Consider the following 25772-nt stretch of genomic DNA (forward strand, 5'->3'; position numbering starts at 1 on the left):
CGGCAGGGGCGGCGGTCGAGGCAGCGGGCGGGAGCGGTGCGACGGCGCCGCCCGCGACACCGCGTTCCAGTCGTTCCAGGCGCTGGAGGGTGGCGGATTCGGTGTCGGAGACCGAGGGCAGCAGCATGCGTGCGCAGACGACCTCGAGCAGCAGCCGCGGCGCGGTGGCGCCACGCATCTCGCCGAGACCCTCGTGCAGCAGTTCGGCGTAGCGGGTCAGGGTGGCCGGGCCGGTGCGCTGGGCCTGGTCGCGCATGCGGTCGAGCACGTCGCCCGGCCCGGAGACCAGGCCGCGGTCGGCGGCGTCGGGCACCGCGCGCAACAGGATCAGATCGCGGAAGCGCTCCAGCAGGTCGACGGCGAAACGGCGCGGATCGTGCCCTGCCTCCATGACGGTGTCCACGGTGCCGAACAGCGCGGCGCCGTCGGCGGCGGCCAGCGCCTCCACCGCGTCGTCGATGAGCGCGACGTCGGTGACGCCGAGCAACGCGACCGCGCGGTTGTAGGTGACGCCCTCCGGGCCCGCGCCCGCGAGCAGCTGGTCGAGCACGCTGAGACTGTCGCGCGGGGAACCGCCGCCCGCGCGAATCACCAACGGGTACACCGCTTCTTCGACCGGAACGTTTTCCTGTTCGCAGATCTTGCCGAGCAGCCCGCGCATCGTCGCGGGCGGCAGCAGCCGGAACGGATAGTGGTGGGTGCGCGAGCGGATGGTCGGCAGCACCTTGTCGGGCTCGGTGGTGGCGAAGATGAAGATCAGGTGGGCGGGCGGCTCCTCGACGATCTTGAGCAGCGCGTTGAAGCCCGCGGTGGTGACCATGTGCGCCTCGTCGACGATGAAGACGCGGTACCGGGATTCGGCGGGGGCATAGAAGGCGCGGTCGCGCAGCTCGCGGGTGTCGTCGACGCCGCCGTGGCTCGCGGCGTCGAGTTCGATCACGTCGAGATTGCCCGGGCCGCCCGGCCCGAGCGCGACGCAGGACGGGCAGACGCCGCACGGTCGCGAGGTCGGGCCCTGCACGCAGTTCAGCGAGCGCGCGAGGATGCGCGCCGACGAGGTCTTGCCACAGCCGCGCGGACCGGAGAACAGATAGGCATGACTGATCCGTCCGGTGTCGAGCGCGATGCTCAGCGGGTCGGTGACGTGCTCCTGACCCACCACCTCTGCGAACGTTGCCGGTCGGTACTTCCGGTACAGAGCCACGGCCAGAGGTTACCGGCGACCACCGACAAAGCGGGCGGCGACCGGGGACTCGCGCCCGCGGGCCACCGCGCCGCTCACAGAGGACCGCGCAATTCCCATGAAATGTGACGTACATCACATCATTCTGCGAGACTTGTTCCGCCTCTTCGTTCCTCTCGCGAAACGGCAACACGGCAGCAATCATGGATCGACGCATAGTCACGCCCCGGCCGGATCCGGCCGTTCGACTTTCTTGCCTGCGGAGATTCCGACTCACTCCCCGATTCGACCCCTTTTTACCGAGATAACGAATAGGTCAATCCGAGTGACAGTTACCGGCGGCGCTGGCTACCGTGGCTATTGGCAACTTCGGTAGCCAAACCTTCATCAGGTTGGTGACCCCGGCCGGTCCCTCATCCCGACCGGGGCACAACCTGAAAAATCTCCCGGCCCAAGGGCGACATCGCCGAACTCCCACCGCGTATATCGGAGGAACGCTTTCCGTGACGTCGTGTGACGACATCGCCGCCGCCTGGCTCTCCAATACCGACTTCGCGGGCGATCGAGCAGCCGTCGGACTGCTCAGCCGCGCCATCAGCCCCCAGGAATTCGCGCTCAAGCGCGATTCCCTTCCGGTGACGGCCGCCGCCGATCCCGCGACCGCCTCGGCCATCCTCGAGCTGCTCGAACGCGGGCAGGTGCCGACCATGGCCGCAATCCGCACCCTCACCGCGCAGAACGAGATGCGCCGTGAGGCCGAGCGCATCGAACGACTCGGCCGCCGCGCCCAGCGCAGCATCGACGACTTCGGCCGTGCGCTCGCGCGACTCGCGCACGAGCACTGGATGACGCACGGCATCGGCCCCACCCGCCGCGATGTCCTCTCCTCGGAACCGGTGACGACCCTGATCCAGGAACGCATCGGCGTGGTCGCACCCAACGCGGTCAAACACCTGTGGCTGATCGAACGGGCCCAGCGCGCGGGCTGGATCGCGTCCAACGCGAATCCGCAATCCCTCTGCGCGGCAAGGCGTTTCCATGCCGGCAAGTACGGCAACCGGGTCTCGCTGCGACCGGTCAACGCGATCGGGACGCTGGTCACCGGATATCTCGCCGCGCACCTGGCCGAGCACGGCCGTCCGCCGCGCTGGTCCAGCCTCGCCCACGAGCTGCGCGACGACCGCGGGCGCCGCGTCTTCCATGACACCGCCGACGCGCGGGCGCAGGAACAGTGGCTGATCACGGCCGAATGGGTGGCCATGGAGGACGATCTGCCGACCCCCGGCCGCCGCGGGCGCCGCGCGCTGGCGCGCAAGAACCGCGGCTGAGCGACTTCCCATAACCGTTTGCCTGCCCTCGACATTCGTGAGTTAACGGCGTTACGCTAACCGCGTTAACTCACGGAGGGGAGCAGCGATGCTCTATCGGATCGCACAACTGACCACGCGATACCCGCGCACGATTCTGATCACCGCGCTGGCGTTGGTGATCGGATGCGGACTGTTCGGAGCCACTGCTGCCGCGCACCTGAAATCCGGCGGATTCACCTCGGACAATGCGGAATCCTCGCAGGTCAACCACCTTCTCTCGAAGAATTTCAGCGGCGGAGGATCCCCCAATTTCGTCCTGCTGGTGAGCGCCGAGGAGGGCGTCGACAGCCCCGCCGCGCGCACCACCGGTCTCCGGCTCGTCGATACTCTGCGCGCCCGCCCCGACGTGACCGCCGTGCAGTCCTACTGGACCACCCCGCCGCCGTTCTCGACCGCGTTGCGCAGCACCGACGGCGGGTCGAGCGCGCTGATCGCCGTCTTCCTCACCGGCAGCGAGACCGAGGTGCAGGTAACCGCGGGCGAACTCACCGAACAGCTCACCGGCACCGCCGACGGCGTGACCGTGCGCCAGGGCGGCATCGCCGCGATCTATCACGACGTCAACGAGCAGACCACCCGCGACCTGACCCTCGCCGAGAGCGTCGCGGTGCCGCTGTCGATGATCGTGCTCATCCTGGTGTTCGGCAGTCTGGTCGCGGCGTCCCTGCCGCTGGCCGTCGGCCTCTTCGCGATCGCCGCGACCATGGCCATCCTGCGGTTGTTCACGCTCGTCACCGACGTGTCCATCTACGCGCTGAACATGACGACCGCGCTCGGTCTGGCCCTGGCGATCGACTACAGCCTGTTCATCGTCAGCCGATACCGCGAGGAACTGGGCAACGGCCTCGACCCGACGGCGGCCACCATCCGCGCCGTGCAGACCGCGGGCCGCACGGTGCTGTTCTCCGCGCTCACCGTCGCGCTGTCGCTGGCCGCGCTGAGCGTGTTCAATCTGTACTTCCTGAAGTCCTTCGCCTACGCGGGCGTCGCGGTGGTCGCGGCCGCCGCCGCGGCGGCGATCCTGATCCTGCCCGCCGCGCTGGTGCTGCTCGGGTACCGCGTCAACGCGCTCGATCTGCGCGTTCCGCTGCGGCGACTGTTCCGCCGTCCAGCGCCGACCGGGCCGGTGCCGCCGGAACAGTCCGGCTGGTACCGGCTGGTCACGGTGGTGATGCGGCGCGCGCTGCCGGTGACCGTGGTGATCGTCGCGCTGCTGCTGTTCCTCGGCGCGCCGTTCCTGTCGGTGAAGTTCGGCTATCCCGACGACCGCGTGCTGCCCACCTCCTCGACCAGCAGGCAGGTCGGCGACGAGCTGCGCGAGCACTACCCGCAGGCCGATCCCGGCGCGACCACCACGATCGTGCTGGACGGCTACACCGGCGACACCGCCGCGGTGGGCGCCTACGCCACGCGACTGTCCGAGCTGCCGAACGTGCCCGCGGTGCTGTCCAGCGCAGGCACCTTCGTGAACGGGGCGCGGGTGGGGTTCGCGCCGCCCGGCATGGCCAACGACACGGGGACCTTCCTCACCGTCGTCAGCCACGTCGACCCCTTCTCCCCCGACGGTGAACGTCAGCTGCGCGCGATCAAGGCGGTGCAGGCGCCCACGCCCGCGCTGTACGGCGGTGCGGCCGCGATCAACGCGGATTCGCTTGCCGCGCTGGGCGATCGGCTGCCTTTGGCGGTCGCGCTCATCGTGCTCGCCACCTTCGTCGTGCTGTTCCTGTTCACCGGAAGCGTCGTGCTGCCGATCAAGGCCTTGGCGCTCAACACCCTGTCGCTCGCGGCCGCGTTCGGCGCGATGGTGTGGGTGTTCCAAGAAGGACACCTGTCGAATCTGCTCGGCTTCACCGCGGTCGGCTACATGGTGCCGACCATGCCGATCCTGATGTTCTGCCTGGCCTTCGGGTTGTCCATGGACTACGAGGTGTTCCTGCTCTCGCGGATCCGCGAGGAGTGGCTGCGCACCCACGACAACACCCGCGCGGTCGCCGTCGGCGTGGCCAGGACCGGCCGGATCTTCACCGCCGCCGCGGTGCTGATGGCTATCGTGTTGGGCGCGATGGTTACCTCGAAGGTCTCGTTCATGCAGCTGATGGGTCTGGGCCTGACCCTGACCGTGCTCGTCGACGCGACGATCATCCGCGCTCTGCTCGCGCCCGCGCTGATGCGCATGCTCGGCTCGGCCAACTGGTGGGCGCCGAAACCCCTTGCCCGGCTGCACGAACGGATCGGCCTCACCGAGGACGCCGAGCAACCCGCCGTCGCACGGCAACCGGAGCACGCGGGACGTTCATGACCCTTCACCGTCGACCTCGATCACCGCGCGGCTCCGGCGCCCAGTTGCGTACCGAGATACTCACCGCCACAGCGGAATTGCTCGCACGCACCGGCCGGGCCGACGCGGTGTCGATTCGCGAGGTGAGCAAGCTGGTCGGGGTGAGCGCGCCCTCGATCTACCGGCACTTCGCCGACAAGGACGAGCTGATCGAGGCGTCGGTGGCCAAGGCGTTCGAGGATCTGGCCGAGGCGCTGCGCGAGGCGACCGACCCCACCGTGTCGCCGATGAACCGGCTGCGCGACCAAGGCCTCGCCTACGTGCGCTTCGCACTGGAGCACCCCGAGCAGTACCGGGTGGCGACCGGGCCCACCGAGAGCGGCGGCGCGGTGGACCAGGTGCTCAGCAGCGGCGCGTTCCAGCACTTCGCAGCCACCGTGCGCGACTGCATGACGGAGGGCACGATCGCACCGGGCGACCCGCTGCCGATCGTGCTCGATATGTGGACGGTCGCGCACGGCGTCGCGTCGGTGCTGATCGCCAAGCCCCATCTGCCGTGGGGCGATCACGAGCAGTTCGCCGATCGCATCATGAGCGCCGCCTGCCTCGGGCACACGGTGCTGAACATGATCGGCGGGACGCCGAGCCCCGACGAGATCGATACCTGGCTGGACGAAAATCTCCCGCAGTGGCGGAAGACCTCGTGAGCATTCGGTAACTTCTTCGCGACGCACGACCGCGGAGAAGGAGTAACCGCCATGCCACCCACCATCGACCCCGCGGCCACCGCCTGGCTGCTCGGCAGCACCGCGCTGGTGCTGCTGATGACGCCCGGTCTGGCCATCTTCTACGGCGGCATGGTGCGCTCCACCGGCGTGCTCAACATGCTGATGATGAGCTTCATCGCCATCCCGCTCGTCACCGTGACCTGGCTGTTGTTCGGCTACAGCCTGGCCTTCGGGCCCGACGCGGGCGGCGGCTTGATCGGCACGCTCGAGCACGTCGGCCTGGCGGGCATCGACCCGACCACCGTGCGCGGCACGGTGCCGGAACTGCTCTACGCCACCTTCCAGCTCACCTTCGCCATTCTGACCGCGGCGCTGGTCAGCGGCGCGATCGCCGACCGGGCCAAGTTCTCCGGCTGGATGGTGTTCGTGCCGCTGTGGACGCTGGCCGTGTACGTGCCGATCGCGCACTGGGTGTGGGGACCGGACGGCTGGCTGGCCAAATTCGGCGCGCTGGACTACGCGGGCGGCCTGGTGGTCGAGATCGCCTCCGGCGCCTCCGCACTGGCGCTGGCGCTGGTGCTCGGCCCGCGCATCGGCTTCAAAGTGGACGCGATGCGACCGCACAACCTGCCGTTCGTCCTGCTCGGCGCGGGCCTGCTGTGGTTCGGCTGGTTCGGCTTCAACGCGGGCTCGTCGCTGAGCGCCAACGGCCTCGCCGCCGCGGTCTTCCTGAACACGCTGGTCGCGGGCTGCCTCGGCATGCTCGGCTGGCTCGCGGTGGAGCGCGTGCGCGACGGACATCCGACCACCTTCGGCGCCGCGTCCGGCGTCGTCGCCGGTCTGGTGGCGATCACTCCGTCCTGCGGATACGTCGACACCCTCGGCGCGGTCGTCGTCGGGCTCGCGGCGGGCACGGTGTGTTCGTTCGCGGTCGGCTGGAAGTTCAAGGCCAATTACGACGACTCCCTCGACGTGGTCGGCGTGCACTTCGTCGGCGGCGTGGTCGGCACAGTGCTCATCGGCCTGCTCGCCAGCCAGGTGATGACCGGCGGCGTGGAGGGTCTGCTGTACGGCGGCGGGCTCACCCAGCTCGGCAAGCAGTTGCTCGGCGCGGTGGTGGTCGCGGCCTACGCCTTCGGCGTCTCGTTCGTTCTCGGCAAGGGCATCGACAAGTTCGTCGGCTTCCGGGTCAGCAAGGAGGACGAGACCGCGGGCATCGACTTCGCACAGCACGCGGAGACCGCGTACGCCGAAGGGGTGCACGGGCATTCGCCGCGCGGGCATTTCGGCATCGGCGGCGGGCACACGCCGCACGATCGGGACGAGCCTTAGGCCGGCCGACGACCGAAGGTCACCGTCATCCGCCAGGCCGACCGAATCGACCTGCAGTCGATCGGTCTGGGGGCTGGGGACCTTCGGTCGTGCGACCGGCGGCTCAGGACACCGCGTCGGCCGAGGCCGCCCAGGCGTTGCACTTCTGGACCCGGTTGTTCCGGTAGCCGTACTCGTACCAGAGACCGTAGTTCTGCTTCGATCCGTGGTCGCGTGCGTCACCCGGGTTGTCACCGCGCGTGTAGTTGTCCTGTACCGCGCGCTCGCCCTCCGCCCCGGAGACCGAACCGACATAAGCGGATGAGCCGATGAACATCCCGCCGAAACACTGCGCGCCCAGCTCCAGGCGGCGCGACAACTCGAGGCCACGCGCGCTACGCGGTCCCGCGTTGTATCGCTCCTCGTGCGTCCGTTTCGAAATGCCGGTGATCGCCTCCACGTGGTGGCCGTACTCGTGCGCGAACACCATCAGGTAGATGATCCAGTTGTCCCCGTACAAGTTGGTCTGGATCTTGTCCATCGGCATATAGATGGTGTTGTTCATCGAGCAGTAGAACGCCGCGTAGTTTCCGCCCGAGCTGGTACACGGCGAGACCGCATCGACGCCCCTGACCGGGACGCTGATGTTCGGCGGCGAGAACGGCAGGTTCTCGTAGTCGAGCAGTCCTTTCCACATCTGCCCGAGGCACGTGGAGGCGGACTGGAAGAATGCTTGGGCCGCAGCCACGTTCGGAGCCCAGCGCGAGAACGCGCAGTGGATGTTGTTGAGTCCCGTGTCGGCGTGCGCGAACAGCGGATGATCACCGAGCTTCGCGACCGGTTGCGGCCCAGCGGGTCTGGTCGGCGTGGCCGTGGTGGTGCGGACCGGACTGCTGGCCCTGGTGGTCGGACGCGCCGCCGAGGTGGTCGTCGCCGCCGCGGAGGAGGACGGGATCGTCGGCGTATAGGTGTAGCTGGGCGTGTACGCCGTTGTCCTGCGGTCGTTCTCGCTCTCGCTGCTCGCCACCGCGATCGCCGCGGCAATGAGCGAGCCGACCATGAGGAAGATTCCGAGCACCCCCAGCACCGCACCTGCTCCGCCGCCCCCGCGCCGCGGCGGCGGATAGGGACGTCCGTAGCCCGGCGGCCCGTACGGCGGAACGGCATAACCCGGCGGCGGCCCGTAGGGCGCCGGAGCGTGACCTGGGTACGGGTAACCCGGCGGCGGATACCCGGGCGGCGGTCCGTATCCGGGCGGCGGGTAGTGCGGCTGGTGGCCGTAGCCGTAAGGCGGGGTGGTCATCTCAGCTCACCGCGCCGGCCGTAGCGGTGAAGGTGTTGCACTGGGTGGTGCGGTTCTCGTCGACGCCCGCTTCGAACCAGTCGCCGCTGTTCTCCGAGGACCCGTGGTCGCGCGCGTCGGTCGGTCCGTCGCCGCGGCCGCGCGCGTCCCGCCGCGCCACGCCGATCTGCGCGGTGGTGAGTGCACCGCCGTCCTCGGAGGAGCCGAGGTACATGCCGTTGAAGCACTGCGCCTGCAACTCGATCCGGCGCGAGAGCTCCAGTCCGCGCTGGCTGCGGGTGCCCGCGTCCACCCGCTCGCTGTTGGCCTTGCGCAGGATGCCCGACACGGCCTGCACGTGGTGGCCGTACTCGTGCGCGAACACCGAGAGGTAGACCACCCAGTTGTCCTTGAACAGATCGGTCTGCAACTGGCTGATCGGCATGTAGATGGTCTTGTTCGCCGGGCAGTAGAACGCGGCGAAGTTGGTGGTGGTGCCCGTGCACGGGGTGGAGATGCCCGCGGTGGAGGCGCTGACGTTCAGCGTCGGCGGAGTGAACGGCAGATTCGCCTTCTGCAGCACCGGCTTCCACGCGTTCTCCAGGCAGCCCGCCGCGGTCTCGAAGAACTTGCGCGCGGTCTCGACCTGCGTGCTCCACGGACTGTAATTGCAGTCGGCCGGGATCAGCGTCGCATTCGGATCGGTGAGCAGCGGGTTGCTGCCGGTCTCCGCGGGGCCCTGGGAACCATCGGGGGTGTAGGTGAAACTCGGCGAGGGTCCCGAGGCGCGGTCGTTGCGGTCGCTGCGAATCGCGGTGCGCACCAACGCGCCCGCCACCAGGAACACCACGACGAGCAGCAGCGAGACGATCTTGCTTCCGCCACCTTTCCGTGGCGGCTGCGGCGGACGGCCGGGCGGGCCGTACGGCATCGGGGGCGGCATCGGCGGACGGTACCCGGGTGGCTGACCGTAGCCGGGTGGCGCCGAATAACCCGGCGGCGGACCGTATCCCGGGCGCGGCGCGTAACCGGGCGGCGGACCGTAACCGGGCGCGGGCGGGTATCCGGGCGGGGGCCCGTAACCAGGGCGAGGGCCGTAGCCCGGCGGCGGAACCGGATGTCCACCAGGTGGAACCGGTCCATATCCGTACGGTGGTTGGGTCACTCCCCCGTACCCCCTCGCCTAAGATGATCGTCGACAGCCGCTGACGAAGAATAGCAACCTGTCTAGAGTAGGCACCCATGCTGACATTTCGGGGGGCCGCCGCAGGCGCGCTGATACTCGCCGCCGCGGGATTGGTGGCGACCGCGCCGGGTGCCAAGAGCGAACCGACGCCCGAAGGCGTGACCATTGTCGCCGATCTGAAACTCAGCCGCGAGGGCGTGCTCGAAGTCGACGAAACAGTAACCGTGCCGCAGGGCGAATCGTTCAAGATGTCGCTGCCGCTGCGCCTTCAGTTGCAGAACGACGTGGAGCGCCGTTTCGAGGTCACCGATATCGATGCACAGGGCGCTGGCACCGCGACGGTCGCCAACGACCAGTTCACCATCGACGCCAAGCCCGGCGAGTCCAGCTACAAGTACTCGATCCACAACACCGTCAGCGACGCACCCGGCACCCAGGTGTTCCACTGGCTCGGCGTGATGAACACCGACATCGCGTCCATCAGCGCCTCGCTGATCAGCCCGAGCTTCGAAATGGCCATCGTGGACTGCAAACTCGGGCCGCCCGGCAACACGAGGCCGTGCGCCGACGTCCGGATCGAATCCGACGGCGTGCTCTGGCTGGAGCAGACCGATCTGAACAAGGGCGACGCCATCGACCTGACCCTGCAGCTGCCGCCCGGCACCGTCCCCGCGAATGCCGACATCGAGGACGAGAGCGCGCCTGGTCCTTTCTCGGTGACCGGTCCGGTGCTCGCCGCGTTCGGTGTGCTGCTGCTCGCGCTGGCCGGTCTTGCCGTTTTCGTACTGCGCGCCCGTCGCGAGAATGCCGCGGCGGGTAGCGGTTCCGAGACCGTCGACCCGCTGCTGCGCGACGGCAACCAGGTGCAATTCACCTCGCCCGAGGGCATTCTGCCCGGTGAGGCCGGCGTGCTGCTCGACGAGCACGCGGACCCGATCGATATCGCCGCCACCGTGGTGGATCTCGCGGTGCGCCGCTACATCTGGGTGACGCCGATCAGCGACAAGGACTGGCGCATCAACCGCGTGAACGCCGCCGACGATCAGCTGCGCGACTACGAGAAGGCGGTGTACACCGCGCTGCTGCCGGACGGCGCCGACTCGGTCACCCTCGGCGAATTGCGCGCTCCGGGAAGGGTGCAGGCCGAGCCGATCCGTCAGGCGATGATCGCCGACGCGGTGCGGCGGGGCGCCTTCGCCGACCGGTCCAGCATCGGGCTGCCGGTCTGGGTGGGCGGCGCGCTGATCGTCGCGGGCATCGCCGCCACGGTGGGCTTGGCCGTCACCGCGGGCTCGGCGCTGGTCGGTGTCGCGATCCTGCTCGCGGGCGTGGCGACCGTGCTGATGCCGAAGTACCTACCGGTGCGCACCCCGGCGGGCCGCAGGCTGGCCGGCCAGGTGCGCGCCCTGCAGCGCGGGCTGGATGCCACTCGGCGCGAACAGATTCCGCCGACCGACCAGGAGACAGTGTTCTCCCGCGCGTTGCCGTTCACCGTCATCGGCGGCCGCGCCGACAACTGGGTTCGCGCGTTCCGCGACCTGAACCCGGCCGCCGACGCTCAGCCCGGCCTCTACTGGTTCGGCAGCTTCGAACGCGACCAGAACCTGCACCGCTTCGCCGCCCACTTCCCGTTCTTCATCACCGCGCTCGAGGGACTGTTCAGCGGGTCGTCGGCCCGCTGAGCGATACGTCACGCCGAAAGGCCGGGTCCTCCGAGGAGGACCCGGCCTTCGGTCTTTCGGACTGTTCGGTGTTTCGGCGTCAGTCGGCGAACGCGGTGCGACGCATGGCGCTGAGCGGGTCCGCGTAGAGCGCGCTGAGCGAGGTCACCACGGCCGCGAATTCCTGGACCTTGCCGCCGAATCCGCTGATGCGAATGTCGGTGGGCGGGAGGGTGGAACTCTGCCGGAACGCCTCGGCGACGTGCGCGATGCCGGGCCGGTAGCCGGTGAAGGCCTGCCCGCCGAGGATGACGCGATCCGGGTTGAGCATGTCGCGCACCAGCGCGACGGTGCTGCCGAGCATCGCGGCCCGTTCCGCGAGCAGTTCACGCGCAGGCACCGAACCGGCCGCGGCCGCGCGGTACAGATCCGCGATGGTCGAGCCCGCGGTTCCGTTGTACGCCGGGATGATTCCGCGCCCGACGGCCCGCGCGTGCAGCGCCCGGTCACCGACGGTGACCTCCAAGCAACCGCGCCTGCCGCAGGTGCATTCGACGTCGGAGCCGGTGGGCAGATGGGCGATGGAGCCGGGGCCGTTGCTCGGGGTGTGCACCCGGCCGTCGAGAGTGACTGCGATACCGGCGGTTTCACGCACATAGAAGAACAGGCTGCTACCGCGCTGCTGTCCCTCGCGCGGTTCCGGATTCGGCAGCAGCAGCTCGGAGCCCGCCATCGCCTCGACGTGCGGGGCCACCGAGACCGGCAGCTCGAGCACTTCGCCGAGCACGGCGCCGACCTGGGCGCCCTTCCATTCCAGTTTGGGGTGATCGACCACGCCCGTCAGCGGGTCGACGCGGCCACCGATCGCGACGCCCGCCCACAGCGGTTTTCGCCGATGCCAGCGCTGCAGAAAGGCTTTCGCGCTGCGCGCCACGGTCGTGGTCGCGAATTCCTGGCCGGTCTGCGGGGTGGCGATCGCCAGTCCGCCGAGAATCCGGCCGCGCAGGTCGGCGACCACGATCTTGGTCGCGGCGGCGCCGATGTGGATGCCCAGGGTCAGGTAGGTGTCGTGGTCGACCTCGAACGGCACCCGCGGGCGGCCCACCGCGCCCGAGGTGGTCAGGTCCGGCCGCTCCCGCAGCAACCCGGCGTTCAGCAGGGCCGACACCTGACGGTTGACCGTCGCGATGCTCAACCCCGTTGTGCGCGCGGCATTGTCGCGAGAGATCGGCCCGCCGGTCGCGGCGCGCAGCACGGCGGCCGCCGGGTTGTCGGAGATGCGGAGTTCCGGTGCGACGACGGGACGCTGAACACGGACACGGCCGGTAGCAACCCGCGAAACGGATCGTTCCAGGGTGGGGATCGACATATGAAGTCCTTGCTGAAGTCCCGTCGAACGGGACGTGCCTATACGAGCGGCGACGAGGCAGCTCGCGCGCCGAAAAGGCGGCTCAGCTGCGACGACGGGAGTAACACAGCTCCCGCGTCAGCGGCAGCCGCAGGCCGAGCGCGGCGGTCACGTAGGTGACCCGCAAGGCGGAGGGGCTGCTGATGGACATGCAAAAAAAGGTAACACCGAATTCACCGGCGCACCAAGCTTCCGCAGATTCCGGTGCTCGAGGACACACCGTTTTGCCTGGTCAGCGCCGGGCACGCCAAAACCCCGCCCGAGCGAGAAGCTCTGGGCGGGGCCGGTTTCCACGGCGGTGACGACCGGGAAGCGCGAACGGACTACTTCGCGGGTGCGGGCGCGTTGAACGGCGCGTTGACCGTCGAGAAGTACTGGATGATCGCCGTGATGGCGAACGGCGCCGTCACGAAGATCTGGCCCGCGATGGTGCCGAGCGCGCCGACCGCGGCCGCTCCGGCGAGGCAGCCGACGGCCGCCGCGGGCAGGAAGGGACCGAACAGACCGACGATGGTGCCGCCGACCACCGCGCCGCCGAGGATGCCGCCGAGCACGCAGCCGACCGCCGCGCCGCCGAGACCACCGGCCAGTGTGCCGATGGTGGCGCCCATGCTGATGGTGCTGGTCAGCCGGGTCCAGGCCGCGACCTCACGGTCGTACTCGGACTTCCACGGCGCCTTGTCCTCGAACGGCAGCGCGACCGGCTTGTAGGCCGCGTGGTCGAGGTCGAGCTGCGGCGTCAGCGTCGCGGTGCGGCCCGAGATCTGCGCCGCGATCGGGAACTCGAACTCGTCGAGCCGGAACTTCAGCGGCGTGCCCGCGACCACGGTGCCGTCCGCGGCCTTGATCTTCAGCGCATCGTCCTCGGCGACGAGCGAACCGGCGTCGGTGCTGATGATCGCCGCGGTCTCGGTCTGGGTGGCGGTGTAGTTGATGACGTCCCCGGCGGGGGTCTCCGGACCGGCTACCGCGGTGCCCGCGGTAACGCCGGTCGCCATGGTCACGAGTGCCGCGACCACAGCGAGCTTCCTGATTTTCATGTGTACTGCTATCCCTCATCCGATGGAGCTTGTTCGAGGGGAAAGCATCGAGCACCGGCGCGCCGGAGACGAGGGAAAAAAGCAGCGAGATTCGAATGGGGCAATCGCGGAGCGAAATGCTATTTCGCCGCGGCGGCCTTGGCTTCGGCCTTCACCCGCTTCTTGAACGCACGCACCTCTAGCAGGGACTCCGCGTCGGTGATGTCGGCCGCCGAGCGTCGCGAGTCCTTCTCCGAATAGGCGCCCGCCGCCTTTTCCCACCCCGTCGGGCGTACCCCGAGTTGCTTGCCCAGCAGGGCGAGAAAAATACGCGCTTTCTGGTCGCCGTAACCAGGCAGTGCCTTCAGCCTGCGCAGCACTTCCTTGCCGTCCGGATCGCCGTTCCGCCAAATCGCGGCGGTGTCCCCGTCGTAGTGTTCGACGACGTATCGCGCCAGTTCCTGGGTGCGCCGGGCCATGGACCGCCCGTAGCGGTGGATGGCGGGTGGCGTCGCGGCGAGCTCCTCGAACGCCTCCGGATCGGCCTCGGCGATCCTGTTGATGTCGAACCCGTCCATCCGGTCGGCGATCTTCTTCGGACCGCGGAAGGCGTGCTCGAGTGGGAACTGCTGATCGAGCAGCATGCCCGTCAAGAGAGCGAACGGGTCTTCCGACAGGAGCTTGTCGGCCTCCGGTTCCTGCGCGAGACACAGTGTGACGGTCACCGTCGTTCCTTTCGGGTTGTCGGCGCGTTCGTCTTCGATCATCTCACCCGCATCAGCTGTGCGGCACGCCACAGCCGCGCGTAGGCTCTGCCCATGCCTCAGACGACGGCAATACCGAGGGACGGACACGCGCCCATGGACACCTATCCACTACGCCCGGATCGCTTCGACAGCGCAGGTCAGGACCAATTGGTCGACGTGCGCGACCTGCAGGCCGCGCTACCCGGTATCCGGCGGCTGCGCACCTGGGCGCACGAGGCGCTCGCGCTACAGCCCGGCGAGCACGTCGTCGATGTGGGCTCCGGCACCGGCTCGGAGGTCCTCGCCTTCGCCGACGAGGTCGGCCCGACCGGCGAGGCGGTCGGCGTGGAACCCGACCCGCATCTGCTCGCCTCCGCGGAGCGCCGCGCGACCCAGCTGAGCTCGCACGCGAAGTTCCACTCGGGCGACGCCTACGGCATCCCGTTCGGCGCGGGCACCTTCGACGCGGCGCTGTGCGAGCGCGTCTTCCAGCACCTGACGGCGCCCGGCCGCGCGGCGAACGAGATCGCCAGGGTGCTGCGCCCCGGCGGTCGCGTCGTGGTGGTCGACGTCGACTGGGACACCGCGATCGTGCACCCGGGCGATCGTCAGGTGGTGCGCCAGGTGCTGGACACGCTGGTCTCGGCGACCACCAACCCGCTCTCCGGCCGCAGGCTTCCCGGCCTGCTCACCCAGGCCGGCCTGGTGATCGACGAGGTCGGCTCGCACGCGCTCGTGCAGGACCGCAGCGTGGGTCCCGGCTCGCTGGTCACCCGGATCTCGGCCATGGCGGTGGCCCGCGGTTCCATCACCGAGGCCCAGCGCGACCGCCTGCTCGCCGATCTCGAGCGCGGCGCCGACAGCGGCGATATTCATCTCTCGGTCACGATGTTCGCGGTGCTGGCGCACAAGCCGCGCTGAGCCGAGCCGCTCGGACGTACACAGCCGACGGCCCTCCGCACCCGGGTGCGGAGGGCCGTTGCTCTTCGTCTACTTGCCGAGCAGCTTCTCGGTGGCCGCCAGCAGGACGCAGGTGGCCAGGCCGTCCATCGCCTTCTCCAGCTCGGGGAGCTTCGGGAAGCTGGGGGCGATGCGAATGTTCTTGTCCTCCGGGTCGTTCCGGTAGGGGAAGGCCGAACCCGCCGCGGTCAGCGCGATGCCCGCGTCCTTGGCCAGCGCGATCACCCGGGCCGCGGTGCCCTCGAGCACGTCCAGGCTGATGAAGTAGCCGCCCTTCGGCTCGGTCCACGAGGCGACCTTGGACGCGCCGAGCCGGTCCTCCAGGATCTTCAGCACCAGGGCGAACTTCGGCTCCAGGATCTCGCGGTGCTTCTGCATGTGCGCACGCACGCCCTCGGCGTCCCCGAAGAAACGCAGGTGGCGCAGCTGGTTGATCTTGTCAGGGCCGATGCTCTTCTTCGACGCGTGCGAGAGATACCAGTCCAGGTTCGCGGTGGACGCGCCGAGGAAGCTGACGCCCGCGCCCGCGAAGGTGATCTTCGAGGTGGAGGCGAAGACGATGGGCCGGTTCGGGTTTCCGGCGGCCGCGGCCAGGCCGAGCACGTCGATCACCGGCGCTGCGGTGTCGGTCAGCGGGTGCACCGCGTAGGCGTTGTCCCAGAACAGCCGGAAGTCCGGCGCCGCGGCGGGCATCGAAACCAGTTCCCGCACAACCTCTTCGGAGAAGACGACGCCGGTCGGGTTGGAGTAGTTCGGCACCGCCCACAGACCCTTGATCTGCGGGTCGGCGGCGAGCAGCTCCGCGATGCGGTGCGTGTCGGGACCGTCGTGGCGCATCGGGATCGGGATCATCTCGAAGCCGAGCGCCTCGGTGATCGCGAAGTGCCGGTCGTAACCCGGCGCGGGACAGAGGAATTTCAGCGCGGGCTCGGCGGCCCAGCGACGCTCGGAATCGTTGGTGCCGTACAGCATCGCGTAGGTGATGACGTCGTGCATCAGCTCGAGGCTCGCGTTGTTGCCTGCGAGCAGGTTGTCGACCGGGACGCCGAGCAGCTCACCGAAGATGGCGCGCAGCTCCGGGAGACCGTGCAGCCCACCGTAGTTGCGGCAGTCGGTGCCGGTGCCGTCCCGGTAGTCGTCGACGCCGGGCAGGGACAGTAGCTCTGCCGAGAGGTCGAGTTGTTCCGGCGAAGGTTTTCCCCTCGTCAGGTCCAGCGTGAGCTTCTCGGTCTTGAGCGTCGCGTAATTCGCGGTCTGGGTCTCGTGTTCGGACACGAGCTCCTCATGGCTCATCAAACCGATCTGCGTTTGCCGGGGCATCCTGAGCAGCCTTTCGAAGCGGCGAAGGGGTGTGGGTCGACGTCCGTACCGACAACCGTCGGTGGACCGTTGACCACGTTACCCGTGTGTTGCCCGGAATTGGAGGCATACCTTCCGCCCGCTCCGGCCATGCGCGGTGTGGTGACGGAATTCGTTCGGCTTTGCCGAATCTGCGTACGTGGGGGACCGATGGCGAGTGCCTGATCGTCGGCCGAGGGGGCCAGATATTAGGGGACCCCGCGCACCCGGCAGAGCCCGTTGACCCTTGCTGCCTTCCGGCCCTGGGGGAGTTCACAGGATGCGCGCCGCGCGGGATCCGTCGGCCAGTGTAGCGGGTCCTCCCCACTCCGTCCGAATGGGGCCGACCTCGCCCGCGCGCTCCGTCCTCCGAACCCCGCCCGACCAGTACAAACCATCGATTCACCAGGGTGATTTGGCGTGCGACCGGGGGCAACCGGTATGCTGCTCCACGGAGGATTCGCCTAGTGGCCTATGGCGCTCGCCTGGAACGCGGGTTGGGTTAACGCCCTCAGGGGTTCAAATCCCCTATCCTCCGCCACGGCAAACGCCTCTGATCAGCATTTACTGGCTGGTCAGAGGCGTTTTCTGTATGCAAAAGGCCGAGTTGCCACAGCTGCATCGTCCGCGGAAACTTGCTCAGATTGGCGCGCGGATTGCGGCACGGGCCTTGTCGAGGGCGGCGACCACTCGGTCGATGTCGGATGGCTGGGTGCGGTAGCTCGTGATGCACAGCCGGAGGGCAGGGCGGCCGGCGAGGCCGATCGGGGCGATCCACGCCTGCCCGCTGCGCACCACGTGTTCGGCTACGGCGGTATGCCAGCGTGGAAGGTCTCCGCCAACGCACCGTGATGCCGAGTGAAGAACATCCCCGCACCCACAGCCCATGCCGCATCGACGTGGAAGTGCACTCCCCAGTCACGAGCCAGACCGGTTCGCCGAGCGGATCGATGATTCCACCACCGGTCGTTCCAGCGGTGCCGACCAGCAGAAAGGGCGTGCGTCCCGCGACGATGTCCGCGTTGTATTCGGCGAAAGGTGGCCAGACAACGCGTCAGGACGGGTGCCGGTACTGGATACCGTCGAGCGCAACCCCTTGTCGCCAGAAGCGGCACAGCTCGGTGTTGGCGCTCTGTTCAGCGCTCGGGTCCGCGGGCAGCGGCAGCCGCAGGGCGTCGAGCAGGTCGAAGCGGTGCAGATCGAATGCGACGCGCAGTGCTTCGCCGTAGCCGACGGCGGCCTGCACCGCGGCCGTATAGGCGAGCACCGCGAGGGCGGCGGGCGCTAGGGCAAGCAGCAACCACCACCCGGAACGGCTCAGCAGGACCACGGCGACGATGGATGTCGTTGCGCCGGTGAAGGTTATGCGGGCCGCGAGGTCGATTTGATTGCGCCGGTCGTCGACGATCGTCCGGACGGGTTCCGACAGCAGCGGGAACAACCGAGGCCACGCGACGACCGCTTCGAAACCGTAGTCGGCGCCCGCGGTGGATTCCGCCGCGGCGAGCACGTTGCCGAGCAAGGTGGGCCGAAGGCGCTCCGGTGCCGGATACCGCAGCCGCAGCCGCTGATACGCCGCCGCCATGCGATCCTCCGTCTGCTGGTCGGGTGCGGAACCGGTCCGCGGCGCGCTCGCCTTGGCCAGCTTCCCGCGCTTGCGGCCGTGGTACCAGCGACCCGGTGCGGCGAGCCACCGCAGCCAGTAGTAGCCCTCGAGCAGCCGCAACATCGGCTGTTGGAGCGGATGCAGCAAGAACGCGACGAGGGTGATCAGCAACGCGAACAGCAGGACCTCGCCCAAACCGAGCGCCGAAGCCGTACGCCACGCGGCAGTGAAATGCAGCGGGCCAGGCGCACCGGCCCACACCAGAACCGCCAGGAACACCGCCGCGGCGTATGTCGGCAACATGCCGACGAGGAAGAATCGGCCACCGAGCGACTCGGCGGGTTTGAACAGGGCCGACAGGTTCAACGCACGTGCTCCAGCAACTGACCGTCGTCGCTGCAGGTCGGCGGCTCACCGGGCGCGACACCGATCAGCCAGTAGACCTGGCCGCATCGGGGGCAGTCGTACCGCAGCGCCGCGAACCGCGCGAGCCCGGGCAGGTGCAACCCGTCACCGTCACCGAAACCCCGCTCCGCCGAGCCGACCGGCTGCCCCGGTGCGGGGAAGATCCGCGCGATGTGCGCGCGTGAGGTGTGTCCCTCGAGTCGGTCACCGATCCACACCGCGACCGCGTCGACTTCGGGTACCGCGCCGAACAGCCCTTCGATGGCGTCGGCGGCGTCGTAAATATCAGCGCCGCTGTCCAACAGCAGCCGGTGCGCGGCGGAGGGGATGTCGGGGTCGAAAAGCCTGGCCCAGTCCTCGGACTGCAACTGTTCTCCTTCGGCCATCACGAATGGTGCGCCGGTCCGGCTCGATCACCGCTGAACCATCAGCCAGAACTCTATCGCCGGGCCGCGTCGGCGCGCACGCTTTCGCGCGAACCCCGGTGCGCGACAACCGATCAGCCGTATCCTGCGTATGGCGAGCTCGGCAGTCCTTTCGATCCCCTCTTTGGAGCAGTCGGCGTGCGACGGTCCGTCATCGACATCATCCAGATACTGACCGCCGCGTGGTCGAGACAGGCCATGCAGGCGTATCACAAAGGCGTGGAATCCGATGACGTGAGCGCGTTGACGGAGTCGATCACCCTGTCCACCCGCGTACTGGCCGCTACGCCTGTCGACCACCCTTCGCGCGTTCTTCGTTTGGCAAACCTGGGGGTCGCACTACTCGAGCGGTTCGAATCGGCCGGAGACAGCGGCGACCTCGACGATGCCATCGACACCATCCGCCAGATGGTCACCGTCATGCCGACCAATGATCCCAATCGGGTGACATATCTGGGCGTCCTCGCCAACACGCTGTTCAAGCGGCACCTGCAGACCGACGGCTCGGCTGATATCGACGAGGCGATCGACGTTCTCCGTCTCATCATCGCCGCAGGCCCCGACAACTCCGACCGCGCACGACATCTGAACAATCTCGGATCCGCGTTGCTCCAGCGGGCCGCGAGGACCGAAGCGATAGCCGATGTCGACGAGGCCAACGCCACCATCCGCGAGTCCGTCGCCGCCACCGCACCCGACGACCCCAATCGCCCTATGTACCTGGGAAATCTCGGGAACGGTCTCCGTAGGCGGTTCGACAGGTCCGGCGACATCGGCGATCTCGACGAAGCCATCGAGATCATGCGCCAAGCACTCGATACCGGCGCCGCCAACGAGCCGCTGCGCGAGGTATCCCTGTCCAATCTCGGGGACGCGCTGTTCTTGCGCGTGGAGCGGACCGGAGACACACGCGATCTCGACGACGCCATCGGCATCTTGGTTCAGGCGATCGCCACCACCCCGGTTGGCCAGCCCAACCGCGCCAGGTCACTGTCACGCCTCGGACCGGCACTGTTCCGGAAGTTCGAACAGTCCGGTGACCTCGGTGTCCTCGACAATGCGATCGAGACCGGTCGCCGAGCGGCAAGCAGCATCTCGACCGAAGAGCCCGAACACCGTGCAAGCCTCTCCCATCTCGGGACCGCGCTGGTCCGTCGATTCCAAAAGTCCGGGAACGCACGCGATCTCGACGACGCGATCGACGTCATGAAGCGGGCGATAGACGCTACGCCGATCGGCGACCCAGACCGCGAGACCTACCAGTCGAATCTCAGGAACGCACTCGGGATGCGGTTCGAGCTGACCGGCGGCTCCGGTGCGGTATCTCCCGCCGGTGGTTCGCTGCCCGCGAGCGTCGACCCACCCGACGATCCCGACCTGGCAGAACTCTGGGAAGCGCTGGACCGTGACACCGAACCGGCCGATGACACAGACGATCCCGACGATGTCATCCAGGCAGTCCGCCACGCGCGCACGAACATCTCCCCCGACGACCCCGACCGCGGGGCGTACCTGCTCGAACTCGGGATGGCCCTGCAGGACCAGTTCAATCGGACCGGCCGCATGGTCTATCTCGAAGAGGCCATCGATACCGGCCGACTGGCGGTAGCCGCGACCGCGGCCGACGATCCGGATCGCGGCAGACGGCTGCTGAGCCTCGGGGTGGCGCTGACCGGTCGGTACCTGCGGACCAAGAATGCCGACCACCTCGACGAGCTCATCGAGACACTCCGCAGTGCGGTCGCCGCGACCCCGGTCGATCACCCCGACCGCGGAACATATCTGTTCCACCTCGGAACCGCGCTGCTTGACAGGTATAGGGCCACCGGGGATACCGACGACCTCGACAGCGGCGTAGACACCATCCGGCAGGCGGCCGACGCCACCCCACCCGGCCATCCCCTCCGCGGGATGCATCTGTGGCAACTCGGGATCGCGTTCAATACCCGGTTCGAACAAACGAGGGCCGCAATAGAACTCGACGAGGCGATCACAACACTGCGCGGTGCGGTGAGCGCTGCTCCGCAGGCCGACCCCAATCGCGCGGAGTACAGGACGACTCTGGCGGAGAACCTGTCCACCCGATACACACGGTCGGGGGTCGCGGCCGACCTCGACGAAGCGATCGAGATCTACAAGCAGGTTCGCGATGCGGGCCGGGCGAACATCGCGGATGTCAACAACCTCATGACCTTGCTGGGCATGCGGTCCGAAAGAACCGGGGCGATCGATGATCTCGATGAAGCTGTCGACATCGGACGTCAGGCCGCGAACGTCGCAAGCGGCAAGCCCGGCCACGCGGTGCTCTTGTCGACCCTCGGAGCCATGCTGGCAAAACGATTCGAAGTAGCCGGAACAATCGACGATCTCGATGAAAGCATCGAGACCTTCCGGCAAGGAGCAGGCACCTTTGCTGCGGATGACCCGAATTACCCATCGAGCCTGTCGAATTTGGTGACCGCACTGCGGATGCGGTTCGAATGGAGCAGGGACGCGACCCATCTCGACGAAGCCATCGACATCGGCCGTCGCACGGTCGAGTCGACCCCGACCGATCACCCACACCGGGCGGTATGCCTCAACGCGCTCGGCATCGCATTGCTGACGCGCTTCAGGGCAACCGGAGCCGCGGACGACCTCACCACCGCAGTGGCGGTGATCCGCCAGGCGATCGGCACCGTCCCCGCCGACGGTCCCGATCACGGGAGGTACCTGAACAACCTCGGGATCGCGCTGCGCCTGCGATTCGAACGAACCAGGGTCTCGGACGATCTCGACGAAGCCATCGAGGCCTGCCGTCGAGCGGTGAACGCCACGGCGACGAACCATCCCGACCGCAAAATTTCCCTGAACACCCTCGGAATCGCACTGCTAAGGCGGTTCGAACACACCGGGTCCGCGGGCGATCTCTTCGACGCCATCGAGACCGGCCGTCTGGCCGTGGACGCCGTGCCGATCGGCCATCCCGATCGCGGAATGTATTTGGCGAACCTCGGGAGAGCGCAGATCAGGCAATTCGAGCTCACCAATGAACTCCGCCATCTCCGCGACACCATCGACACCCTCCGCCGAGCGGTCGACGAAACACCGGCTGGCCACCCCGAGCACGGCGCACACCTGTGGGCGCTCGGGATCGCGCTGCGCAAGCGGTTCGATCGCGCCGGAGACCGCACCGCCGCCCGGGACGCCATCGCCGTCTGCCGGAGGGCGGCACTGTCCGCGACCAGCGTGACCAGCACTCGCCTGCACGCGGCTCGTCTGTGGGGCACGGTCGCCTCCGCGATCGCCGATCACGACAACGCCGTCGAGGGCTACCGCACCGCGGTCGGGCTGCTGCCCCGGCTTGCCATGCGCGGCCTGGACCGGAAAGACAGCGAGTTCCTGCTGGAGCAATGGTCGGATCTTTCACGCGAAGCCGCAGGCTGCGCCATCGCCGCCGACCGGATCGAGGATGCGCTGGAACTGCTGGAACACGGCCGGGCGGTGCTGTGGACGCAAATGGTCGAGAACCGTTCCGATCTCGACGCGTTGCGCGAGGCGCATCCCGGACTGGCCGACGATCTCGCCGACCAGCTGATGGTTCTGGACTCGCCCGCCGATCGGAATGGGACCAGCGTCCCGCACCGCCTGGACGCCGCGGTGGTCGCGGCACGCCGCTTCGACGACATCCTCGCCGTGATCTGGACGAAGGACGGCTTCGAATCGTTTCTGCGACCGCCGTCGGCGCGCGATCTCCTTCGTGCCGCAGTCGACGGACCGGTCATCGTCGTCAATACCGCATCATCGCGCTGCGACGCGCTGGCCGTCGGCCCGACCGGCATCAGCGCGATCCCGCTGCCGAAGCTGAGCGACGCCGAAGCACGTACGCGGGCAACGGCATACATCGGTGCACTCCAGGTGCTACACAGCGCATCCCGGAACACGCTGGCCAAGTCGATCGCCGCGGAAACGATTCGGAGCACGCTGGCCTGGTTGTGGGAAGCGATCGCCGAACCGATCCTCGACAGCCTTGCGCAGTCCGGCGCGCACGACGCCGGTCAGCGGCTGTGGTGGTGCCCGACGGGCCCCCTCACCCTGTTGCCGCTGCACGCCGCGGCGGCCGAAGGTGATGCGCTCAGTGGCCGCAGCGTGCTCGATCGAGCGATCTCGTCCTACACACCGACCGTGCGGGCCCTGATCCAGTCCCGCGACGGCTCCACCACCGTCGCCTCCGGCGAACACCGGATGCTCGTCGTCGGTATGCCGCACACACCGGGAGCGCCGGACCTACTGGCCGTCGACCGCGAGATCCAGCTGCTCACAGACATGTTCACCCCCGGTCACCAGCACGCGGTGCTGGTGGGCCCGGACGCGCTCGGCTCCGCGGTGCTCGGCATGCTCGACACCCATTCCTGGCTGCACCTGTCCTGTCACGGACGACAGATCTTCGAGCACCCCTCCGAAGGCGGGCCGATACTCAGCGACGGCGTGCTCTCGGTCGCGCGGATCGCGGAACACCGGCACCACCAAGGCGACTTCGCCTTCTTGAACACCTGCTACACCCACGCGGGCACCGAACGCAATATCGATGAAGCCATCAGCCTCGCGGCCGCATTGCAGTACTCGGGGTGGCAACACGTGATCGCCACCTTGTGGTCTGTCAACGACGCCGCGGCGGCCGACCTGGCGGGCTACTTCTACACCGCAATCGCCCCCAACGGCGGCCTCACCTCCCGGCATGCCGCCGAGGCCCTGCACGATGCCGTCCTCCGCCTCCGCCACTCAGCGCCCCATTCCCCAGCACTATGGGCGTCGTTCATCCACATCGGACCGTGACGCCGGACCATCGACATCGCGCACACGAGGCTCGCCAGCGCCCCGAAAAATGCAGTCATGCTGCGGTTTTGAGTGGAGGAGTGAGGTTGCGGCCGGTAGCGTCCGTGCCGTTATGTCGAGATATTCCAAGTTCACCGCAGTAATCGCAGCGGGCGTGGTCGCCTGTGTGCCCGTGGCATTGCCCGCGGTCGCGCAGGCGGACGACTCCCAGTACGCACCCACCATGCTGATCCTGGACGCCTCCGGTTCGATGCAGCGCCCCGATCCCGCGGGCACGATGATGGACGCGGCGAAGAACGCCGTCCGCACGTTCGTCGAATCCGCGCCCGCCGCCGCGAAAGTGGGGCTGACCACCTACGGCACCGGCACCGGCAACACCGAGGCGGAGAAGGCCGCCGGCTGCCGCGACGTAAGCGTGCTTCGCCAACCGGACACCATCGACAGATCGGCGCTGATCGGCGCGGTCGATGGCATCCAGCCGCGCGGGTGGACCCCGATGGGTGTTTCGCTGCGCGAAGCCGCGCGGGCGCTGCCGGATTCCGGACCGCGTTCGATCGTGCTGGTCTCCGATGGCGACGACACCTGTTCGCCGCCCGATCCGTGCGATGTCGCGCGGGAACTGAAGCAGCAGGGCCTCGACCTCGTTGTGCACACCATCGGGTTCGCCGTGGCCGACACGGCCCGGGCGCAGCTGCGCTGCATGGCCGAAGCGACCGGCGGCACCTACAACGACGCCGCCGACGGGCCCGCCTTGAAAGAGATCCTGCCGCGGGTGAGCACCGCGGCGCTGCGCAACTACCGCGCGAGCGGAACACCGATCACCGGCGCAGGGAACTACGCGGGCGCGCCGGTGGCCGGAGCGGGCCACTATCTGGACACCATCGGGCAGGGCGAGACGCGTTACTACGCCGTCGACGTCCCCGCAGGCGCCACCGCGTACTTCACCGGCATCGTCTCCTTCCCGAGGGTGCCGGGCGTTTCGGTGACCGACGACTTCAACACCCTCCAGTCGAGGGTCTACGGCCGCGACGGCGAGGACTGCCTGGCCATCGAAACCGAACAGGCGTCGAAGTCCAGCGACGGTGTCGCACTCACCATCACCCAGACCTGGGAGGGCGCGACCAAGCAACGCACCGGCGGCAGCAGCGACAAGTGCAAGGGCGATGGCCGGTACTACTTCGCGCTGACCTGGGACCGGGTATCCGACGGCGTGCCGCCGCGTCTGCCGCTCGAGCTGATCATCGGCGTCGAACCGGGCGTCACCGATCCCGGCCCGGCGGGCGTCACGACCCAGACGGCGCTCGTCGAACCGTCGGGTCCGGGCACTCCGGTGACCGGCGCCGGATCGTTCACCGAGGCGGTGACGCTCGACGGCAGCGGCCGCTACTCCGACACGCTGCGGCCGGGCGAGTACGTCTTCTACCGGGTCCGGCTGGACTGGGGCCGGGGCCTGGCGTACCGGGTGCACTTCGAGGAGAACGGGGGGCAGGGCCTGGACGTCATCTCGAACATCGCCACCACCCTGTATTCGCCGCTCGGCGAGGAAATCGACTTCGACACAGCGGCTTACACCGGACGGGCGGGCGTGCTGCCCACCAGCGACCCGGCGATCGCCACGACGCCGATCCGCTACGCCAACCGCGACGCCAACGATTCCGCGGTGCGCAAGCAATCCGTCGCGGGCTGGTACTACATCGCGGTCAAACTGGGGTCGACCTTCACCGAGGGCGGCGCCACCCCGGTCCCCATTCGACTGGACCTCACCGTCGCCGGGAACCCGGAACCGGGTCCCACCTACACGACGAACGGAGGAGTCTTCGGCGAGGACGCGGGCCCCAACGGTAAACCGATCGCAATCACCGCCGACGGCGCGGACGAGGATTCGTCGCAGACGATGTGGGTGGTGATCGGCGCGGTGATCGTGGTCGGCGTCGCGGTGCTCGCCGGGATCATCGGCCTCGCACTCGCGCGCCGCCGACGCTGAGCCGGGACGGACGCCAGACCGCGTGGCCGGGCCGGTAGCAGATCGATACCGACCCGCCCACGCGGTA

The 25772-nt window shown here is 68.4% G+C and carries 17 protein-coding genes, 1 tRNA gene and 1 other RNA gene; 9 read left to right on the forward strand and 10 right to left on the reverse strand.

Going from position 1 to position 25772, the window contains the following annotated elements; genetic code table 11:
- Positions 1-1204 (reverse strand): DNA polymerase III subunit gamma and tau (locus tag NL1_RS23090; protein WP_156094999.1); only part of this gene is annotated, 1204 nt, incomplete at its 3' end.
- 482 nt (positions 1205-1686) lie between these two features.
- On the opposite strand from NL1_RS23090, the gene NL1_RS23095 reads away from it, so the two are divergent.
- From NL1_RS23095 to NL1_RS23110, 4 genes are all read left to right on the forward strand, one after another.
- Entirely contained in the window at positions 1687-2511 is an 825-nt protein-coding gene (locus tag NL1_RS23095) for a hypothetical protein (protein ID WP_067843012.1), read from the forward strand.
- 88 nt (positions 2512-2599) lie between these two features.
- Positions 2600-4852 carry an MMPL family transporter gene (locus NL1_RS23100; RefSeq protein WP_067843014.1) on the forward strand — a complete coding sequence of 751 codons (2253 nt, stop codon included), beginning with the start codon at positions 2600-2602 and terminating at the stop codon, positions 4850-4852.
- Positions 4849-5538 carry a TetR/AcrR family transcriptional regulator gene (locus tag NL1_RS23105; protein WP_067843017.1) on the forward strand — a complete coding sequence of 230 codons (690 nt, stop codon included), beginning with the start codon at positions 4849-4851 and terminating at the stop codon, positions 5536-5538. The genes NL1_RS23100 and NL1_RS23105 overlap by 4 nt, the downstream gene beginning before the upstream one ends.
- 51 nt (positions 5539-5589) lie before the next feature.
- Positions 5590-6891, forward strand: a complete 1302-nt coding sequence (locus NL1_RS23110; RefSeq protein WP_067843020.1) for an ammonium transporter — start codon at positions 5590-5592, stop codon at positions 6889-6891.
- A 103-nt stretch (positions 6892-6994) separates the two neighbouring features.
- On the opposite strand, the gene NL1_RS23115 is transcribed toward NL1_RS23110, so the two are convergent.
- Both NL1_RS23115 and NL1_RS23120 read right to left on the reverse strand, forming a co-directional pair.
- Positions 6995-8173 carry a neutral zinc metallopeptidase gene (locus NL1_RS23115; RefSeq protein WP_245673482.1) on the reverse strand — a complete coding sequence of 393 codons (1179 nt, stop codon included), beginning with the start codon at positions 8171-8173 and terminating at the stop codon, positions 6995-6997.
- Between the two features lies 1 nt (position 8174).
- Complete coding sequence (locus NL1_RS23120; RefSeq protein WP_067843026.1) at positions 8175-9095, reverse strand: neutral zinc metallopeptidase; 921 nt, start codon at positions 9093-9095, stop codon at positions 8175-8177.
- A 299-nt stretch (positions 9096-9394) separates the two neighbouring features.
- Between NL1_RS23120 and NL1_RS23125 the strand changes: the two genes are divergently transcribed.
- Positions 9395-11020, forward strand: coding sequence for a DUF2207 family protein (locus NL1_RS23125; protein WP_067843029.1), 1626 nt, complete (start codon positions 9395-9397; stop codon positions 11018-11020).
- A gap of 79 nt (positions 11021-11099) precedes the next feature.
- Here the strand turns inward: NL1_RS23125 and NL1_RS23130 are convergent, their stop codons facing one another.
- The 3 genes from NL1_RS23130 to NL1_RS23140 all read right to left on the reverse strand — a co-directional run bounded on the left by NL1_RS23130 (position 11100) and on the right by NL1_RS23140 (position 14151).
- A complete protein-coding gene (locus NL1_RS23130; protein WP_067843032.1) occupies positions 11100-12368 on the reverse strand; it encodes an ROK family transcriptional regulator in 1269 nt (422 codons plus the stop codon).
- Positions 12369-12730: 362 nt separating this feature from the next.
- Complete coding sequence (locus NL1_RS23135) at positions 12731-13447, reverse strand: DUF8020 domain-containing protein (protein WP_067843035.1); 717 nt, start codon at positions 13445-13447, stop codon at positions 12731-12733.
- 119 nt (positions 13448-13566) lie between these two features.
- Positions 13567-14151, reverse strand: coding sequence for an HhH-GPD-type base excision DNA repair protein (locus NL1_RS23140; protein ID WP_067843144.1), 585 nt, complete (start codon positions 14149-14151; stop codon positions 13567-13569).
- A gap of 93 nt (positions 14152-14244) precedes the next feature.
- Here NL1_RS23140 and NL1_RS23145 point away from each other — a divergent pair, with 93 nt between their 5' ends.
- A complete protein-coding gene (locus NL1_RS23145) occupies positions 14245-15093 on the forward strand; it encodes a methyltransferase domain-containing protein (protein ID WP_373862585.1) in 849 nt (282 codons plus the stop codon).
- A 69-nt stretch (positions 15094-15162) separates the two neighbouring features.
- Here NL1_RS23145 and NL1_RS23150 read toward each other — a convergent pair whose 3' ends face one another.
- Both NL1_RS23150 and ffs read right to left on the reverse strand, forming a co-directional pair.
- On the reverse strand, positions 15163-16452 hold the full coding sequence (locus tag NL1_RS23150; protein WP_067843041.1) for an aspartate aminotransferase type Ic: 1290 nt from the start codon (positions 16450-16452) through the stop codon (positions 15163-15165).
- Between the two features lie 226 nt (positions 16453-16678).
- Positions 16679-16773: signal recognition particle sRNA small type (gene ffs, locus NL1_RS23155), an RNA gene on the reverse strand.
- A 150-nt stretch (positions 16774-16923) separates the two neighbouring features.
- On the opposite strand from ffs, the gene NL1_RS23160 reads away from it, so the two are divergent.
- Positions 16924-17011 (forward strand) — tRNA-Ser (locus tag NL1_RS23160).
- Between the two features lie 513 nt (positions 17012-17524).
- Here the strand turns inward: NL1_RS23160 and NL1_RS23165 are convergent.
- Complete coding sequence (locus tag NL1_RS23165) at positions 17525-18442, reverse strand: hypothetical protein (protein ID WP_067843044.1); 918 nt, start codon at positions 18440-18442, stop codon at positions 17525-17527.
- A complete protein-coding gene (locus NL1_RS23170) occupies positions 18439-18867 on the reverse strand; it encodes a hypothetical protein (RefSeq protein WP_067843047.1) in 429 nt (142 codons plus the stop codon). Before NL1_RS23170 ends, NL1_RS23165 begins: the two co-directional genes overlap by 4 nt.
- 177 nt (positions 18868-19044) lie before the next feature.
- On the opposite strand from NL1_RS23170, the gene NL1_RS23175 reads away from it, so the two are divergent.
- Both NL1_RS23175 and NL1_RS23180 read left to right on the forward strand, forming a co-directional pair.
- Entirely contained in the window at positions 19045-23721 is a 4677-nt protein-coding gene (locus tag NL1_RS23175) for a CHAT domain-containing tetratricopeptide repeat protein (RefSeq protein WP_067843050.1), read from the forward strand.
- A gap of 112 nt (positions 23722-23833) precedes the next feature.
- On the forward strand, positions 23834-25705 hold the full coding sequence (locus NL1_RS23180; protein ID WP_067843053.1) for a vWA domain-containing protein: 1872 nt from the start codon (positions 23834-23836) through the stop codon (positions 25703-25705).
- Positions 25706-25772: the final 67 nt, after the last annotated feature.

This window comes from Nocardia lijiangensis NBRC 108240 (assembly GCF_001613045.1).
Classification (GTDB): Bacteria; Actinomycetota; Actinomycetes; order Mycobacteriales; family Mycobacteriaceae; genus Nocardia; species Nocardia lijiangensis.